This window comes from Pseudarthrobacter sp. B4EP4b (assembly GCF_006680095.1).
GTDB lineage: Bacteria > Actinomycetota > Actinomycetes > Actinomycetales > Micrococcaceae > Arthrobacter.
Window position 1 is genome coordinate 84,791 of the sequence record NZ_VHIJ01000058.1, and the last position, 16,764, is coordinate 101,554.

Consider the following 16,764-nt stretch of genomic DNA (forward strand, 5'->3'; position numbering starts at 1 on the left):
GGTGGTTGGTTATCTGATCCATCTTAGTTCGCCGGCGGGATTCAAAAGCCCCGGAAACTTCGCCGGACGTTCATTTCCTCCTCAACCCTGCGGGTACCAGGCGCACGTAGCGTGAAAAGCGTTCAAGCAGCACCCGCAAAAGCAGTGAGGATTGCCATGACCACCAGCCAGCAGCCCGTCGTCCTGACCAGCAGCAGCATCGCATCAAACGACGAGGACGTCGTCGAAGCCAACGTCAGCATCGTCGACGCCATGCACACCGCCCTGCTTCGCACCGAAGAGATGTCGCCCGTTGCAGTCCGCAGCTACTACGTGGACTTCTACCTCACGCAGGCACTTGAGGGTGGCTTCGCGCAGTACGTGTTCACCGCCGTCGACCGCTCCGAAACGGACACGCTGATCCGCGAAGGCATGGCGGGAATGGGCGCCACCGCACACCTGGACCTCTTCAACCGCGCCGTGGAGGCATTCGATGACCTGTCCGAGGAAGACGAGGAACACTACCTCGACGGCGGCCTGGACGACACCGCGGACACACCCGACGGCGTCCTCCGCATTGAGGAGCTCGACGGCGAGTTCGAGGAGCTGCTGGAGAGTGAAAACATCACGGCACTGAACGCGGCCTGGCTGCGCGGCCAGGCCGAACTGCTGGTGCTGGACGACGAGGAGATCGGCGCGTACATCGAGCGTCTCGTCGCCCGGATCCCGGACCTGCCGGAACGCCAGGCGCAGGCCGAGGCTGAAGCGCTGGAGGATGCCCCGGACTTCGAGATCATTATCCGCGAACTCTGCAGCATCGCCGGGTATGAGCTGATCAAGATCACCATGGGCGATCCGAACTACGTTCACGACGGAGAGAAGACCCTCGCCTGGCACTTCTCCACGGACCATGGCGACTTCCTCATGGTGGAGGAGGACGACGAGGCATTTATGGTCAACCCCGAAACTCAGGAGATCGTGGCGGCGGTGGAGTTCGCGGAAGCCGACGCGGAGATGGTCGAGGCCTAGGCGGGCACGCGGGGCGCCGGCAGGGCGCCCCGCCAGCTGTTTGCTGTTGGACCCGAGTCAGCTGTTCTGGGCCAGGGCAGCCGCCAGGATTTCCAGCAGTTCGTCGTCCACCTGGTCCTCGGAGGTCAGGCGCACCCGGCGGGTGAACGGATCATCCGGCCTGGTCTTGACTTCCTCGATCCTGTGCGCCGCGGGGCCGTCGGGCGTAGAAGCACCGGGCTCCCCGGCCCCAAGCCGGAGCGTCACGTCCACGGCGTTGTTGGTGGTCCTGGTGACCTGGGCGAACTTCCGCCGCCGGCTGTGCAGGGACACGTAGCCCTTCCGCATCTGGATTCCCACACCGTCCGTGGCGGCAGCCCACGCCAGGAGCGCATCAGCGATGGGCCTCAGCTGCGGATGGTTCGCATACTGGCCGTCGATCAGTTCGTCGGCATCACGAAGCATAAAGTCCGGGTAACCGAACATTTCCCAGGACACCGCATATTGGGCGTACCCGGTCACCCCGAATTCGTCGCGCATCCAGCGGCGCAGCTCGCCGTCGTTTTGGATGCCGGCGGCCCGGGCTTTCTCGGTCCAATACGCGGTGTCCTGGCCGGTCTTCCGCATCAGGAGCGCCTTGTTGTTGTCCACCATCAGCTGCCAGGTTCCGGCCTTTTTCTGCGGTACGAGTGCCGGTTCGGGGTTTGTAGGCATGCCTCGATCGTAATGCCGGACGCGCCTCCCGACGGCGCCCCCGGCCCTGCCGCCGACCGCCTCGAAAAAAAGATTCTTCGCGCCCGTAACCTTTCCGCCGCCCCCGGCGATGTAGGAGGTGATGGGCCCGCCCGCCGGGCCCGAACTGAACATGTTGCCTAGGTTTTGGAGAGTTTTATGTCGTTGTTCACCGTTCTCGCCACCAGCAAAGTCGCCGCCGGAGTACTGGCAGCCGGCACCATCGCCGTCGGCGGAACCGGGGCAGCTGCCGTTACCGGTGTCCTCCCCACCGAAGCTCAGCAGACCGCGCACGATGTCTTCGGCGCACCGGCCCCGAAGCTCGCAGCAGAAGCTGCCGGCCAAGGCCAGGGCACCGCAGATTCGGCCGCAAACGCAGCAGCCAACGCCGCCGCCGACGCAGACGCAGACGCCTCCGCAGACGCCACCGTTTCTGACGACAACGTCGCCGCCCAGGCCTCCGTCTCCGCTGCGGCCAGCACAGCCGTTGACGCAGCCGGTGCCGCATCGCTCGGCCTGTGCACGGCCTTCACCAACGGCGGCCTGAACGCCTCCTCCGAAGGCTTCTCCTCACTCGCGGTTGCCGCGCAGGGCGAGGCAAACATCGGCAGCTTCTGCACCGACGTCGTGGCCCACGCCAATGCCGCCGCTGAGGCCGGCGCTGAGGCAGCCGGCTCCGCCGCTGTAGACGTGGACCGTCCTGAGCTGCCTGCTGTTCCGGCAGTCCCGGCTGTGCCCGCCGTCCCGGCTGTCGACGGCGAGCCTGCAGTCCCCGCCGTACCTGCAGTTCCCGCCGTCCCCGCCGGCGCCGGCAACGTCGTGGACGCACCCTCCGTTTCGGTCCGCTAGGCACGCTTAGCTAGGGTGTACTGCGGGAAACGGCCCGGATTCCGTTTCCCGCAGTACGGCAGTGCCGATCTTTACGATCACCGCCCGCACCACTGGAACAGACCGGAATACCGTCCGTCAGAAGCAGCCAGGGGCCGTCGGGGCAGTGCGGGCGGGACCCGCGAACCGCAGCGTAAACCGGGACGGGGATTGCCTGTCCCGGGATGGAGGAGCCGCTGGTGCTTGACACTTTGGCCCAAGAAGATATCGACATATTCGACGACGCCGCCGGCACCGACCCGGCAGCGCTCTTCGGCGTTGCCTACAGGTCCTTCGCCGGACCGGTACTGGGCTATCTCAAAGCACGTGGCGTGGACGATCCCGAAGCGGTCACCCAGGACGTATTCCTGGCTTTCTTCCCCAGGATCAACGGCCTCAGCGGGGGCCTTCAAGGCGCAAAGTCACTGATCTTCTCCATCGCCCATGCCCGGATGGTGGACCACTACCGCCGGCTCGAACGCAGGCCCCAGCTGACTCCCTACGACCCGCAGGAGGACAGCCGCAGCACACCCAGCGCGGAAGATCACGCTGTGGAACTGAACGGCGGGGCCGAAGCACTGCTGGCGGGGCTCAGTGACGAACACCAGGAAGTGCTGGCCCTGCGCGTGGTGGCCGACCTGTCCATCGAACAGGTGGCCGCAATCATGGGCAAAAGCGAGGGAGCCATCAAGCAGCTTCAACGCCGGGCCCTTTCCAATCTCAAGGCACAGACGCTCTCAAGAAACCAGGCAAACCATGAGTGACACCGCAGGATCCCGCGCCGGCGGGGCAGTGGACCAGCTGCTGCTGGAAGCAGACCTGGGCGGCGACAGCCAGCTCCGCCCCGTCCTCCTGGAGCTCCAGGCCCTGAACGCGGCCGCGCCGGAACCTTCTGCCGAGCTGCTGGCACTGATGGCCGGAGCCCCTGTTGCGGAAACACCACCGGCCCCCGCCGTGGCGGCAGCACCGGGCGCCCCTGGTGACGAACTCGCAGCCCGCCGCAGGGCGAGGCGCCGCACAGTCCTCACCACCTTGTCCGTCGCGGTATCACTCGGTGCCGGCGGTGCGGTAGCCGCTGCGTCAGACCAGGGCATCCGTGAATCCTTCACCCAGCTCAACCACGCGGTCACCTCCTTCATCACCGGTTCAGCCGGAGTTCCTGCCAATGACCAGGCGGAGCAGCCCGCGGCACCTGTGCCCGCAGCCCCCGCAGTCACAGCCCCGGCCGCCACCCCGTCAGCCGACCCGGCGTCTATCCCTGCCGACCCAGCCGCAGCGCACCCTGCGGTTGAGCCGCCGTCGGCCATTCCTGCTGCGACCGCCCCCAGTGGCCAGCGAACTTCCCCGGGACAGCCCGGGGAAGTTCCCGCTTCAGAAACCCTGCCCGAGGCAGTCCCGGGTCAGATCGCCGATGGCCTGGGAAAGCAACCGGAGGTGCCGCTCCCCTCGCAGGTTCCCCTGCCGGGGACGCTGCCGGCCGTCCCGCTTCCCTGACGTCCGGGCGCCCACCGCGGGCCACAGGGCCAGGTGATCCGGTCAGTAGCCTGAGGCGGCCATCTTCTTGATCATTTCGCCGGACGGATCCGCAAGGTACCAGACATCGTTGACGCCTTGGCCCAGCACGTCGCCGGGTTTGGTGTCCTTCGCGAAGTAGTACAGCGGGAGGCCGTTCAGGGTTACCTGCTTCTTACCTTCCGGCGTGGGGATGGTGCCAACCGTCCCGGTGACCCCTTCGACCTTCGGCTTATCAGAGGTGGTGGTGAGCGGCGGCCACGCCGTCAGGCATCCGCCGGTGCAGGCGCTGGTGCCCGAATCCTTCACGTCCTTGGTGAAGAAATAGAGGCTCATGCCTTTGGAGTCCACCACGATAGTGCCCGCGCTGGAGGACGCCGTCTTGAGGTCAACGCCTGCACTCGCCGTTGATGTTGCGGACGGCGATACCGAGCCGGCGGGGGCGGTTGCCGAGGCGGCAGGTGCACCTCCCGTGACAGCCGGACTGCTGGCCGCAGGAGTGGTTCCGCCGCCGCCGCACCCGGTGAGGGCCGCCGACAGGGCGAGGATTGCAAGGCCTGCCCCCAACACACGCTGTTTCATGGTTGCTCCTTTGGTGGTGCCCGGCGCCGATCGCCGGACGCTAACCAGTACGACGCCGCAGGGTGAAGAATGGTTCAGGTTGAACCAAATCCCGGCTGCCGGCGTCGTATCAGCCGGGAAGCGCGGAATAGCCGTGCCGGAGGCTGGGACAGGAGGTCCGCCGAATGCCGCTTGATGACGACGTGGTGGAGTCCATCTACCGCGAACACGGCCCGGCCCTCCGCCGCTTTGTGCTCAGCGCCTCCCGTGATCCACAGCTTGCCGAAGACGTGGTCCAGGAAACCGTGCTCCGGGTATGGCAACACGCACCCGAGGTGACCGGCAGCCTTCGCAGCTACCTGTTCCGTACCGCGAGGAATATCATGATCGACAATTACCGCCGTGCCCAACGCCGCCCCGCGGAGGCGCTGGACGACGGGCTCAGCGGTCACGCCGAAGCCGTGGAGCGAGTGGACGAACTGTTGAACCGGGTACTGATCGAGGAGGCGCTGCTCCGCCTCAGCACCGAGCACCGTGACGTCCTGGTGGCCCTGCACTACCGCCGCTTCACCGTGAACGAGGCGGCCCTGCAGCTGAACATCCCGAGCGGAACGGTGAAATCCCGCGCCTATTACGCTGTGCGGGCCCTGCGGACCATCCTCGATGAAATGGGGGTGGAGTGGTGAATGCTTCCGGGCTGCACCAACTGCTGGGCGCCTACCTGCTGGGCGGGTTGGATGCCATTGACCTGAAGAGTTTCGAAGACCACCTTCAGGAGTGCCCGCAGTGCCGGGAGGAACTGGCCCGGCTGGAGACAGTGCCCATGTTGCTGGACGCCGTTCCGGTGCCGGACGCCGTGGCGCTCACCGCTGGTCCGTCAGCGGCGGTTGCCGCGCCCTCAACCGCGGCCCCGGTGGCCCTCCTCTCCGAGCTGGCGCGCCGCCGTCGTAAAGTACGACGGCGTTGGGCGGCGCTCGCGGGCGCTGTCGCCGCTGCCTGCCTCGCCGTGGGACTGGCCGTGGGTCCGCTCCTGGGCCGGGCACCGCAGCCGGACGCCAGCTACTCGGTCCAGTCGGGCGGCGGGCTGCAGTTCAGCATCGACCTTGCCCGCAAAACGTGGGGGACGGAGTTGGCCGTTAACGGCAGCAGCCTTCCCTCCGACGGCACATTGTCGCTCTGGGTCAGGGACCGGGCCGGCGGGGAGGACCGCGCGTGCGCCTGGACCGCCACCCCCAGCGGCCGGGTCAAGGTCACGGGGGCAACACCCATCCAGCTGGGCAGCATCTCCAGCGTGGAGTTGCGGGACGGAACCCAGCAGACGGTTGCCGTGATCACCGTGCCCTGATTGCTGGTGTGATCGCTGCGGCCTGATCCGTATGCGGCTATGCCTGCGCTGGGAACCAGCACTGCCGGAAGCTACTCCTGCTTCCCGGCCGCATCGCCTGCTTCCAGCCTCCGGAACTCGGCCACCAGGGCCGGATTTTCGCAGGCGCGGGCGAATGCTTCAATCCGTTTCTCGATTTCCCGCCCCAGCAGCCAGGCGCCGATCCGTTCCATTCCGGCCCGCAGCAGTGCAGGGCGGCAGGAAAAGGTGTACTTCCAGACTGCCCGGGTGCCGCCGTCGTCCGCTGTGAACCTCCAGCCGCCGCCGAAGTTTTCAAAGAACCAAGGGCCGGACACCATGGTCATGCCCACGTTCCGGGGCGGCGCGTAGGAGACGTACTCGCTGACCATGGTGAGGCCAAGGCGCGAGCGGGTGCGGGTCCGCACGCCCTTGCCCGCGGTGGCGGCGCCGTCCAGGAAATGTTGTTCCGAAATGAAGGGATCCCAGCCCAGCCGGAAGCGGCCGGTGGTCTGGGAGAAGGCGAAAGCAACGTCCGGGTCGATGCGGATGAAGCGTTCGGCGCGTACCTGGGGCATGGTCCAACCCTATGCGTTCACGCTGGCAGCCCGTCCGTATTGGACACGCAGTCCGCAGGTGCCGCCGTTAGTGGACCATTTTTGCCAGGCGCGCCCGGACAATGGAGTACACCCCGTAGCAGATCAGTCCCGCGCCCACGGCCGCCAGGACATACAGCCCGAAGGGCTGGTCGCGCAACGCCCTTAGGGCGCCATCCAATCCCGTGGACTCCTCGGGATGTGCCTCAATGGCGGCGATGGCAATAAGCAGCCCGGTCAGCAGCAGCACGGTGCCCTTGGCCACGTACCCGGTCACGCCCAGTCCGGTGACGGCCTTCCTGGCCGCAGGGGACGGCGGCATCACCAGTTGCTTCTCGAACGATTGTTTGACTCCGCGGATGCCGTAGGCCACCCCGGTCACGGCGATGCCGGCGCCGAGCAGGACCAGCAGTGCCACCCCGCCCGGAGCCTTCATCAGTGAGGCGGTGAAGTCGACGGCTTTCTGCTGGTTGTCCCCACCTGAGCCCGTGCCGCGTGCGAAGGACATCAGCGTCAGGGCGAGACCCGCGTACACCAGGGCCTGCGCCGCCGCCTTGGCCTTCTTCCCCGCCTTTTCCTTGGTCGGCAGGTGGTTGTAGTCGAAAATGGCATCGCTGGCCTGCCACAGCGCCAAGGCGGCGCAGGCGGCGAAGCTGGCCCATAAGAGGAAGGGTCCGGCGGGCTGGGTGGCCAGTTCGGCCACGGCGCCGCTGAAATCGGCATTTCCTGTGCCGCCCATGGCCAGCCGGATGGCGATGGCCCCCACCAGCAGATGCAGGATGCCACTGGCCGCAAAGCCAGCCCTGGCCAGCAGCTCCAGCGTGCGGGAGTTGGTGACGTTCTCCGCCGCGTCCGCGGCCTGCTTCAGTTCTCTTTTGATGGCTGTTCCTTTGTACCGGCGCCGGGGCGCGATCGGTGCGTGCCCCGCACACCGCCATCGTGCCATGCGGAGGCGGTTGCGGCCCAGCAAGCGGAAAGAACTATGTGGAACAGCGTGTCAAAGCATGTGGTTGGGGCGTTCGAAGGCGCGGCGCCGCGCTGCCCGGCAGCGGAACAGCTGCCGGGTCCAATCCTGGTGAAGGGCGGCGTGGTGCACGCCGGGGCGGGGCTGGAGCCACCCCGCAAGGATTACGGTGTCGGGTGTTACCGCCGGCGGTAGCAGAGGTCGAAGATGAGCCGCCCGGCTTCATGGGCCTTGGCCTCGAAGCTGGTCCGGATCCGGCCCTCGAAACGCGGTGCCCAGCCGCCCGTCTCATCCACACCCTCGTTGGGCCCGGTGTGTTCGGTACTGACCGGTGCACGGCCTTCCCGGACCGGTGCTCCGCCCACCACTGATTCCACGCCCGACTGCCACACCTGGGTCAGCGGGCTTTCGGGTCCGCGCCGCTCGCCGGTGTGCAGGTTTTCGAAGTCCTTTGAGTCCGCCAGGACGTCGCGGACGTGGACCGCGTAGTTGGACCAGTCCGTGGCGAGCCGCCAGAGTCCGCCTTTTTTGAGCGCCCGCGCGGCCAGGCCGGCGAACTCGGGCTGGATGAGGCGCCGCTTGTGGTGGCGGGACTTATGCCAGGGGTCCGGGAAAAAGACCCACAGCTCGCTGACTGAACCCTCCGGAAGCATGGTGGCCAGCACTTCCGGAGCATTGGCCTCGACAACCCGCACATTGCTCAAGCCCCGGCTGTTGATTTTGATCAGGGTGTTGGCGAGTCCCGGGGTGTAGACCTCCACTGCGAGGAAGTCGGTGTCAGGATTCTGCTCAGCGGCGTGGCAAATGGCATCGCCCAGGCCCGAACCGATCTCGACGATGAGGGGTGCCTTGCGGCCGAATTCCAACTCGGCGTCAAACGTGTAGTCCGGGTGGACCGAGGTGTTGGCTACATGGCGGGGGACGTTCACGGCCCACCGCTCGGCATGCAGTTCCCAGGCGGCCTGCCGGCGTCCCTGAAGGCGGGTTCCGCGGCGGACGAAACTGACGGGACGGCCGCCGTACGTGCCATAGGAAGCCTGCGTGCCGGGAGTCACCGGCCTCGGGACATGCTGCGGCTGGGGGGTTTCTGGGGATTCGCTCATCCCTTCCAGAATACCGGCGGCCGGCGGGCAGAATCATATGTTCCCCAGTAGGTCCAGTGCAGGCCCCAACGCCAACGCAAAGACCAGCCCGGAGATGCATAGAGCAAATGCTGCCGATGACCTGGCGGGCGAAGCGTCCGGGGAATTCCTGATGACGGAAATTGCCAGTGCCAGGGACGGCAAAGCAAACAGGAGGGGCAAGCTGAAGAACACCAAAGGCGTCACCCAGGGCATGGGTGACGGGCCCTCGGATGGATAAGTGCCGAGCATGGCAAACACCGCCAGTGGCGCAGTGATGATCATGCTGAGAATGGAGAGGCCTGCCAAAACCACGCCCGCTGTTGCCTGACGCTCGTAATGGACACGCCGGGCATTCCGGGATTCCACGGCGGCGGATGCTTCGGACTGTGCTGTTTCATCTTTTGGCTGGGTCTCTTCTGGTGGGGGAACACCCATGTCTCTCCTTTTGGTCGACCGGATCGTGAGGGTTCCAACCTATGGAGGCGGTGAGCTTCGCAGCAGGTGCCAGCTGCCCTATGTGGATAACTTCGCCTCCCTGTGTCCTGCAAGAATGGGCGGGTGACGGAAGCGACGAATGCTGCGGCCAGGAAGCGGCGGCCCCGGGAGCGCGCGGTGAAGCCCCAGTTGGCAAAACAGCCGGACAACCTGGCCCGCAGGGACAATCTGGTGGACGCCGAGATCGATGAACTGCCGGCACCGGAACCAACCCGGGTGGGTGGCCGGCGGGCACTTGTTTACCTGGGCCTGTGCCTGGTCCTGATCGGGCTGAACCTGCGCACTGTCTTCTCCAGTTTCTCCGCGGTTCTGCCCGAAATCACGTCGCAAGCGGCCTTGCCCGGCTGGGCCGTTGTAGTCCTGACCACCGTCCCGGTGACACTGCTGGGCCTGTTTGCGCCGCTGGCCCCGGTCCTGGCACGACGCTTCGGCGCCGAGCGCGTCCTCCTCGGGGCCATGGCGGTCCTGACCGCAGGGCTTCTGCTCCGCCCGGTGGGACCCCTTCACCTGCCCACCCTGCTGGCCGGAACCGCTGCCTGCGGCGCCGCCATCGCCCTGTGCAACGTGCTCCTGCCTGGACTCGTCAAACGCGACTTTCCCCATCGGCTTGGCCTCATGGGCGGGCTCTACACCACAGCCATCTGCGCCTCTGCCGCCCTCGGAGCCGGCTTCACCTACCCTGTCTACGCGGCGACGGGGGAGTGGACACAGGCGCTGTGGTTCTGGGCGCTGCCGGCCGCCGTCGTCCTTTTCCTGTTCCTTCCCATTGCTGCCAGGCAACGCGCCGTGCGGCACCAGCTGGTGAAGGACGGCGTCAACGTGTGGCGCTCGCCGGTGGCGTGGCAGGTCACCATCTTTATGGTGCTGCAGGCCATGATGTCCTTCAGCGTGTTCGCCTGGCTGGCGCCCATCCTGCGCGAGCGGGGCGTGGATGGGGCCACCGCTGGCCTGATCGTGTCGGTGAGCATCGTGCTGCAGATGCTCGGCTCGCTCTTTGCGCCGGCGCTTGCCGCGAGGTTCCGGGACCAGCGTGCCATCGCCACGGTGGTGGCGCTGATGACCGGCGGCGGCTTCGCGCTGAGCATCTTCGGTCCGCTTGACCTGGTCTGGATGTGGGCAGGGCTTTTGGGACTGGGCCAGGGCAGCCTCACTGCCGTGGCGCTGACCATGATCATGCTCCGCACCCGTGATGGCCACACCGCAGCGCACCTTTCGGGGATGATGCAGGGCGTGGGCTACGGCCTGGGGTCAACGGGAACCCTGATGGTGGGCCAGCTGCACCAGGCCACGGGATCGTTCACCCCCGCCGGCATCCTCTTCCTGGCGGTAGGGCTGCTCGCGGCCCTGTTTGGCTACCGGGCCGGACGGAACCGCTTCGTCGAAGATGAAGATTGAAACCGGGTAGCAGTAAGTGTCGTTATGGGCGCCCATAACGACACTTACTGCTATCTAGTTGGGGACTAGTGGGTGAGGTCCTTGCCCCTGGTCTCCGGAATGGTGAACACGAATGCTGCGCTGACCGCCAGCAGCAGCACGGCGTACACGTTGAACAGGTCCGGCATGTGCAAGGTGGTGCCCAGCCACTGCTGCAGGTACGGGGCGGTGCCGCCGAACAGTGCCACGCAGATGGAGTAGGGGACACCCACCCCGACGGTGCGGATGCTGGTGGGGAAGAGCTCTGCGTACACGGCCGGGACAATCGCAGCGCTCGCGGCGATGAAGATGAGCATCACCGACATGCTGACAGCGAGCTGCCAGGCGGAGTCCTTCAGCAGCCAGGTCATGGGGAAGTGCATCACAGCGGACCCGATGGCTCCGGACCACAGCACCTTCTTGCGGCCGATCCTGTCCGAGAGCTTGCCCCACACCGGCAGCGCTGCGATGAACACGATGTTCCCCACGACGCCGGCCCACAGGGCTTCGCCGCGGTCGATCTTCAGCGCGGTGGTGGCGTAGCTCGGCGCCACAACACCCCAGATGTAGTAAATGACCGTAAGCCCGACCGTCAGGCCGATGACCTGCAGGGCCTGCTTCCGGTGGCGGACAATCTGCGGCCAGATCGGGGCACGCTTTTCCCGGCCGGACTCGGACTCGAAAGCCTCGGTCTCATGCAGCCGGGACCGCATGATCAGAGCGTAGAGCCCCAGCGCCGCGCCGATCAGGAACGGGATGCGCCAGCCCCAGGCGTTCATCGCCTCGGTGCTCAGCGCCATGTTCAGGACCGCGCCCAGCAGCGTGCCGAACAGGATTCCCACCGTCCCCGACGTGTAGATCAGGGTGGCCCAGAAGCCGCGCTTTTCCTTCGGCGCCATCTCGGACAGGTACGTCTGCGACGACGGCAGCTCGCCGCCGTGCGCCAGGCCCTGCACCAGCCGGGCCACCAGCAGCATCAGCGACGCCCAGGCGCCGATGCTGGCGAAGGTGGGGGCGACGCCGATCATCAGGCTGCCGAGCGATGCCAGCCCCACCGCGAGGGTCATGGACGTCTTGCGGCCCACGCGGTCGCCGATCCAGCCGAACAGGAAACCGCCGAAGGGCCGGGCCACAAAGCCGACGGCGAAGATCGCCAGGGTGGACAGGACGGCAGACGCCGGGTCCGCCTTGCTGAACAACTGGCTGGCGATGAAGGGGGTGAAGGTTGCGTAAATCGCCCAGTCGTACCACTCCACGGCATTGCCGATACCGGTACCAACGATGGTTTTCCGCATAGCCGTACGCGCCGCGCGCTGCGGGTTGACGATAGTGGTCATTTCAGTTCTCTTCCTGGAAGGTGGATCAGGAGTTGGTGCGGGTGGACGAAAGGGCGGCCAGACGCTGCATGGCGAGTTCCGCATAGAGCGCAGCGCCGTCGGCCAGCACGCCGTCGTCGAACGTTGCATACGGTGAGTGGTTGAAGGGGGAAGTGGCGTGGTCCGCCCCGCGGGGGACGGCACTGAGGCCGATGAAGGTGCCGGGTACTTCGGCCAGCACCCTGGAGAAGTCCTCCGAGCCGCTGAGGGGAGTGGCCCAGCGGGACAGCCGGGAATCGCCGAACATTTCGCTGATGATGTTCTCCGCAGTACGGGTCTCATCCTCGTCGGTGATGGTGGGGGGATACTCCTGCTGATAGTCGACGTCCACCTCGAGGCCATGGGCGGACGCGATGCCCTGGAGGAGGCGGGGAATAGAGTCCATCAGCTTCTCGCGGGAGGCCTCGGAGAACGTCCGGATGGTGGCTTCGATCCGTGCCGTCTCCGGGATGACGTTCCGCTTGGTGCCTGCGTGGAGGACGCCGACGGACAACACCACGGGATCGAACATGTTGAACTGGCGGGTGATCATCACCTGCAGTGCGGTAACCATCTCGGCGGCCGCGGTTACTGGATCCTTGGCCGCGTGCGGGGCAGAGCCGTGGCCGCCGGCGCCGAGTACGGTGACCACCAGGCCGTCGGAGGCGCTGAGCATCACGCCCGGCTTGGTGGCGAAGGTGCCGTGCGGTTCGAGCGAGGAGAACACGTGCATGCCGTAGGCGGCGTCCACCCGGCGACCTGGCGCCTCCAGGACGCCTTCGCGGATCATGTAGCTTGCGCCGTCGAAACCTTCCTCGCCGGGCTGGAACATCAGGACCACATCGCCGGCCAGGCGGTGCCGGTTTTCGGCCAGCAGGGTGGCGGCGCCGGTCAGCATGGCGGTGTGGAGGTCATGGCCGCAGGCGTGCATGGCGCCGTCCACGCGGGAGGTGTAGTCCACGCCGGTCTTCTCCTGGACGGGCAGGCCGTCCATGTCGGCACGCAGGAGGACCGACGGCGGTGGCGACTGTGTGCCGGCTGCTTCGGTTCGTACTGTGTGGCCGGTGCCGCGCAATACTGCCGTGACCGACGTCGTCTCCTTGCCCAGGGTGATTTCGTAGGGCAGTCCGTCCAATGCCCGGAGAACTTTTTCCTGCGTCCGGGGCAGGTCAAGGCCGATTTCCGGTTCCTGGTGCATGGCGTGGCGGAACCGGATCAATTCGGGCTGGAGTTCCCTGGCCGCGGATGTGATGGTCATTGACTTCTCCTCCAAAGAATGGGCTGAGTCAAGTGTGGGGTGATGTGGTTCACATCTCCGGAAAGTCCTCGAAAAATGCACCTCTTCTCCTTCTCTTCCACGTTTTGTGCACAACTGCGGAAGAATAGGGACTATGGAACTGAGTGAGGAGGACCTGGCCCTGATCAATGCGCTGGAGATCGCACCGCGGATCAGCTGGGCGGACGCGGGCGAAATCCTCGGCGTTCACGCCACCACCTTGGCAGCCAGGTGGGAGCGAGTCCGCGGGGCAGGTGCCGCATGGGTGACAGCCCACCTCATGGGCGATCCCAAACAGATGTGCCTGGCGCTGGTAGACGTTGACTGCGACATGCACCGCCGTGCCGAGGTCACAGAGGCGCTGGCTGCCGTCCCGGAGATTGTCACCATCGAGGAGGCCGCCAGCAACCGGGACCTGATGCTGACGGTCCTCACCCAGTCCCTGGAGGAGTTCACCACCACTGTGGCCTCCCGGCTGCAGGACATCGGCGGGCTGCTGAAGTACCAGACCGCGCTGTGCACCAGGCTGCACTCCGGCGGCTACGCCTGGCGCCTGAACGTGCTGGACCGCGCCCAGATCGCTGCGCTGCAGGCCAAGGCCGGTCCGGAGGCCGCAGGCTCGGCGCCTCCGGACGCCGTCGTCGAGCCCCTGCCCGAAAGCCACCTCGCGCTGCTTCCGTTCCTTGCAAGGGACGGCCGGGCGACGGCGGCCGACATCGCCCGGGCGCTGGGCCGCCACCCCGCCACAGTCCAACGCCAGCTGAACCGGGTCCTCGCCAGCAGGCTCCTCTCATTCCGCTGCGAAGTGGCGCAGAAGTTCTCCGGCTACCCCGTGACCTGCCAGTGGTTCGCAAACGTGCCGCCAGGCCAGCATGAAGCCGCCGCGGCCGAGCTCCGCGGCCTCCGCAACGTCCGGCTCAGCGCCTCCACCACCGGCCGCACCAACTATGTGATCATCATGTGGCTGCAGTCGCTGGCCGATGTGATGAACGCCGAACTTGCGCTGCAGCAGCGGATCCCGGACATCGAACTCGTGGAGAGTGTGGTGATGCTCAGTACCGTCAAACGGGTGGGCTGGATGCTGAACCAGGATTCGACAGCCACGGGGCGGGTCATTGTCCCGGCGGCGGTAGCAAGCGCCGGGTAGCTCTTCCAGGCCCGGCGATAAGCTGGCACGAAAGACAAACAACCGATCGGCCCAACAGCGTGCGCGACACAACCCTTCCATCGGCAGACACCCGTTCCGGCATCCTGCAGCGGCCTTACCTGTGGGTGACCATTGGCACTTGCGCGCTGGTCTTCCTGGCTGCGTTCGAGTCGCTGGCGGTGACCACCATCATGCCGGTAGTGAGCCGGGAACTGCACGGTGGGGACCTTTACGCCCTGGCCTTCGCTGGCCCGCTGGCTACGGGCGTGATCGGCATGGTGGCCGCCGGGAACTGGTCAGACCGCCGCGGCCCCGCCGCTCCCCTTTATGCGTCCGTGGCACTGTTCGTCGTAGGACTGCTGATCGCAGGCACGTCCATGTCCATGCCGCAATTGGTGGCGGGTCGGCTGGTGCAGGGGCTCGGTGGCGGCGCCCTGACCGTGGCCCTGTATGTGCTGGTGGCGCGCATCTACCCGGGACTGCTGCACCCCAAGATCTTCGCGGCGTTCTCCGCAGCCTGGGTGATCCCGTCCCTGGTGGGCCCGTTTGCCGCCGGCGTGGTGGCGCAGGTTTTCAGCTGGCACTGGGTGTTCCTGGGTGTGGTGGGGCTGGTGATCCCGGCCCTCGCGATGATCGTGCCGGTGCTCCGGAACATGGCATCGGGCCAATCACTGTCAGGCCAGTCATCGCCGCGCCAGGAACAAGGCGATGGCCCGGCGCAACCGCCCTCCCCGTGGGCCCTGGGCCGGCTCGCCTGGGCCAGCCTCGCCGCGCTCGCCGTGCTGGCGCTCAATCTCTCGCGGGAAGTCCGTCTCCCCGGCTTTACCGCTGCGCCGGCACTGCTGGCACTGGCCGCCGTCGCTATTGCATTGATTGCAGTGCGGCCGCTGGTGCCGCGGGGAACGCTCACCGCCCGCCGCGGCCTGCCCAGCGTAATCCTGGTCCGCGGGCTCGCCGCGGCCGGGTTCTTCGGCGCGGAGGTTTACCTGCCGTACCTGCTGATTGAGCAGTACCGCTTTTCGCCCACTTTTGCGGGCCTCACCCTCACCTTCGGAGCGATTGCGTGGGCGGGCGCCTCGGCGGTCCAGGGCCGTCTCGGCACCCGGTTGTCCCACCGCGCCGCCGTCCGCACCGGCTCATTCATGGTGCTCGGGGCCGTGCTCCTCGCGCTGGCAACAGCGGCGCTGCACTGGCCGCCCGCCGTCGTCATCGCCGGGTGGATTCTCGCGGGCGGCGGCATGGGCCTGCTCTATCCGCGGCTGAGTGTGATGACGCTGGCGCTGTCGGACAAGGAGAACGAGGGCTTCAACAGCTCGGCCATGTCCATCTCGGACTCACTGGGCGGCGCGCTGGCGCTGGCCACCACCGGCATCGTTTTCGCGGCGTTTACGACGACGGCCGGATCCTTCGCCGGGGTCTTCGCACTCTGCGCCGTGCTCGCCGCTGCCGCAGTTTCGGTGGCCCCGCGGGTCACCACCAAAACCCCTTAAAAGTCAGGGGAGCCTACTGGCCCGGACCACAACATCCGCGATGGTGGCCTGCTGGCCTTCCGGTCCGGTCACCGGCCGCTCCCGGCTGGTCTGCACTTCCAGCTGCCACCCGGGGCTGTCCAGTTCCAGCTCCCGCACCAGCTCATCAGCCGTGTAGAACATGTTGTGGTGGGTATGCGCCCCTCCCCAGGGCGGCAACCGGTCGGGGTGGTGGCCAACCACCAGCAGGGTCCCGCCGGGTTTCACGGCCGCTGCGGCCGCACGGAGGGGCCCCTGCCAGGCCAGCTCCTGCGAGTGGAGGAACTGCGAGGTGACAAGATCGTACGAGCCCTCAGGATGCCACTCCTCGAGGTCGGCCTGCTGCCAATGGATCCGGCTGGCGATGGCGCCCTCGGCAGCGTGCACGCTTTCCCGCGCCAGTGCCGCCTTCTCGTGTCCGTGCGCGCGTTCCAGCGCGACGGCGGAAACGTCGACGGCGGTGACGGTCCACCCGTGCTGGGCCAGCCAGATGGCGTCGGCCCCTTCGCCGCAACCAAGGTCCAGTGCGTGGCCCGGCCGCAGGCCGCCGGCTTCGCGCACCAATTGGGGGTTCGGCTTGCCGCTCCAAATCTGGGGCTTGCTCCGGTACCGCTCGTCCCACAGGGCCGCCGCGTCCCTGATCCCCTGGCCGCCCTCGGGGTCAGCGTGCCCCGAGAGGCCGGGGCCGGCGTCGTCCAAGAGGCCGGCGCCGGCGTCGTGCGTGGCCTCGTGTTCGTGCTGTTCGTGCTGGTGGGGCGCGTGTTCCGTCATGCCTCAACCCTGCCCCGCGGCTGCCCTGTTGGCAACGCCCAAGTAAGTAGCGCTAAGTGTCGTTTTGGAGGCCCAAAACGACACTTAGCGCCACTTACTTGGGAGGGGCGGAGG

The 16,764-nt window shown here is 66.9% G+C and carries 18 protein-coding genes; 10 read left to right on the forward strand and 8 right to left on the reverse strand.

The features are described from left to right. The first annotated feature begins 156 nt into the window (after nt 1-156). On the forward strand, nt 157-1,008 hold the full coding sequence (locus tag FNL14_RS19655; RefSeq protein WP_142063515.1) for a hypothetical protein: 852 nt from the start codon (nt 157-159) through the stop codon (nt 1,006-1,008). A gap of 57 nt (nt 1,009-1,065) precedes the next feature. Here FNL14_RS19655 and FNL14_RS19660 read toward each other — a convergent pair whose 3' ends face one another. Beyond that, nucleotides 1,066-1,701 (reverse strand): DUF5655 domain-containing protein, encoded by a 636-nt coding sequence (locus FNL14_RS19660; RefSeq protein WP_142063518.1) that lies wholly within the window; start codon nt 1,699-1,701, stop codon nt 1,066-1,068. 177 nt (nt 1,702-1,878) lie between these two features. Between FNL14_RS19660 and FNL14_RS19665 the strand changes: the two genes are divergently transcribed. The 3 genes from FNL14_RS19665 (at nt 1,879) to FNL14_RS19675 (ending at nt 4,080) form a co-directional block, all read left to right on the forward strand. Further along, on the forward strand, nt 1,879-2,568 hold the full coding sequence (locus FNL14_RS19665; RefSeq protein WP_142063520.1) for a protein tyrosine phosphatase: 690 nt from the start codon (nt 1,879-1,881) through the stop codon (nt 2,566-2,568). A 203-nt stretch (nt 2,569-2,771) separates the two neighbouring features. Next, nucleotides 2,772-3,350 (forward strand): RNA polymerase sigma factor, encoded by a 579-nt coding sequence (locus tag FNL14_RS19670; protein ID WP_142063524.1) that lies wholly within the window; start codon nt 2,772-2,774, stop codon nt 3,348-3,350. Then, entirely contained in the window at nt 3,343-4,080 is a 738-nt protein-coding gene (locus FNL14_RS19675; RefSeq protein WP_142063527.1) for a hypothetical protein, read from the forward strand. The genes FNL14_RS19670 and FNL14_RS19675 overlap by 8 nt, the downstream gene beginning before the upstream one ends. 42 nt (nt 4,081-4,122) lie before the next feature. On the opposite strand, the gene FNL14_RS19680 is transcribed toward FNL14_RS19675, so the two are convergent. Continuing rightward, complete coding sequence (locus FNL14_RS19680; protein ID WP_142063530.1) at nt 4,123-4,680, reverse strand: hypothetical protein; 558 nt, start codon at nt 4,678-4,680, stop codon at nt 4,123-4,125. Nucleotides 4,681-4,844: 164 nt separating this feature from the next. Here FNL14_RS19680 and FNL14_RS19685 point away from each other — a divergent pair, with 164 nt between their 5' ends. Next, nucleotides 4,845-5,345, forward strand: a complete 501-nt coding sequence (locus FNL14_RS19685; RefSeq protein WP_091423337.1) for a sigma-70 family RNA polymerase sigma factor — start codon at nt 4,845-4,847, stop codon at nt 5,343-5,345. After that, nucleotides 5,342-6,004, forward strand: a complete 663-nt coding sequence (locus FNL14_RS19690) for a zf-HC2 domain-containing protein (protein WP_142063596.1) — start codon at nt 5,342-5,344, stop codon at nt 6,002-6,004. Before FNL14_RS19685 ends, FNL14_RS19690 begins: the two co-directional genes overlap by 4 nt. 71 nt (nt 6,005-6,075) lie before the next feature. Here the strand turns inward: FNL14_RS19690 and FNL14_RS19695 are convergent, their stop codons facing one another. The 3 genes from FNL14_RS19695 to trmB form a co-directional block, all read right to left on the reverse strand. Then, complete coding sequence (locus tag FNL14_RS19695) at nt 6,076-6,579, reverse strand: SRPBCC family protein (RefSeq protein ID WP_142063533.1); 504 nt, start codon at nt 6,577-6,579, stop codon at nt 6,076-6,078. 67 nt (nt 6,580-6,646) lie between these two features. Beyond that, on the reverse strand, nt 6,647-7,543 hold the full coding sequence (locus tag FNL14_RS19700; protein WP_091423524.1) for a DUF1206 domain-containing protein: 897 nt from the start codon (nt 7,541-7,543) through the stop codon (nt 6,647-6,649). 197 nt (nt 7,544-7,740) lie between these two features. Beyond that, nucleotides 7,741-8,664, reverse strand: coding sequence for a tRNA (guanosine(46)-N7)-methyltransferase TrmB (gene trmB / locus FNL14_RS19705; protein WP_142063536.1), 924 nt, complete (start codon nt 8,662-8,664; stop codon nt 7,741-7,743). Nucleotides 8,665-8,758: 94 nt separating this feature from the next. On the opposite strand from trmB, the gene FNL14_RS23380 reads away from it, so the two are divergent. Beyond that, nucleotides 8,759-8,923 (forward strand): hypothetical protein, encoded by a 165-nt coding sequence (locus FNL14_RS23380; protein ID WP_181762715.1) that lies wholly within the window; start codon nt 8,759-8,761, stop codon nt 8,921-8,923. Between the two features lie 374 nt (nt 8,924-9,297). After that, a complete protein-coding gene (locus tag FNL14_RS19710) occupies nt 9,298-10,575 on the forward strand; it encodes an MFS transporter (RefSeq protein WP_142063599.1) in 1,278 nt (425 codons plus the stop codon). Between the two features lie 65 nt (nt 10,576-10,640). Here the strand turns inward: FNL14_RS19710 and FNL14_RS19715 are convergent, their stop codons facing one another. Then, a complete protein-coding gene (locus tag FNL14_RS19715; RefSeq protein WP_142063539.1) occupies nt 10,641-11,930 on the reverse strand; it encodes an MFS transporter in 1,290 nt (429 codons plus the stop codon). A 25-nt stretch (nt 11,931-11,955) separates the two neighbouring features. Continuing rightward, complete coding sequence (locus FNL14_RS19720) at nt 11,956-13,206, reverse strand: M20 family metallopeptidase (RefSeq protein WP_142063542.1); 1,251 nt, start codon at nt 13,204-13,206, stop codon at nt 11,956-11,958. Between the two features lie 133 nt (nt 13,207-13,339). On the opposite strand from FNL14_RS19720, the gene FNL14_RS19725 reads away from it, so the two are divergent. After that, the gene (locus tag FNL14_RS19725; protein WP_142063545.1) at nt 13,340-14,371 is read left to right on the forward strand and encodes an Lrp/AsnC family transcriptional regulator; all 1,032 of its coding nucleotides are present in this window, start codon (nt 13,340-13,342) and stop codon (nt 14,369-14,371) included. Nucleotides 14,372-14,430: 59 nt separating this feature from the next. After that, a complete protein-coding gene (locus tag FNL14_RS19730) occupies nt 14,431-15,861 on the forward strand; it encodes an MFS transporter (RefSeq protein WP_142063548.1) in 1,431 nt (476 codons plus the stop codon). Nucleotides 15,862-15,864: 3 nt separating this feature from the next. Here the strand turns inward: FNL14_RS19730 and FNL14_RS19735 are convergent, their stop codons facing one another. Continuing rightward, complete coding sequence (locus FNL14_RS19735) at nt 15,865-16,650, reverse strand: bifunctional 2-polyprenyl-6-hydroxyphenol methylase/3-demethylubiquinol 3-O-methyltransferase UbiG (RefSeq protein ID WP_142063551.1); 786 nt, start codon at nt 16,648-16,650, stop codon at nt 15,865-15,867. Nucleotides 16,651-16,764: the final 114 nt, after the last annotated feature.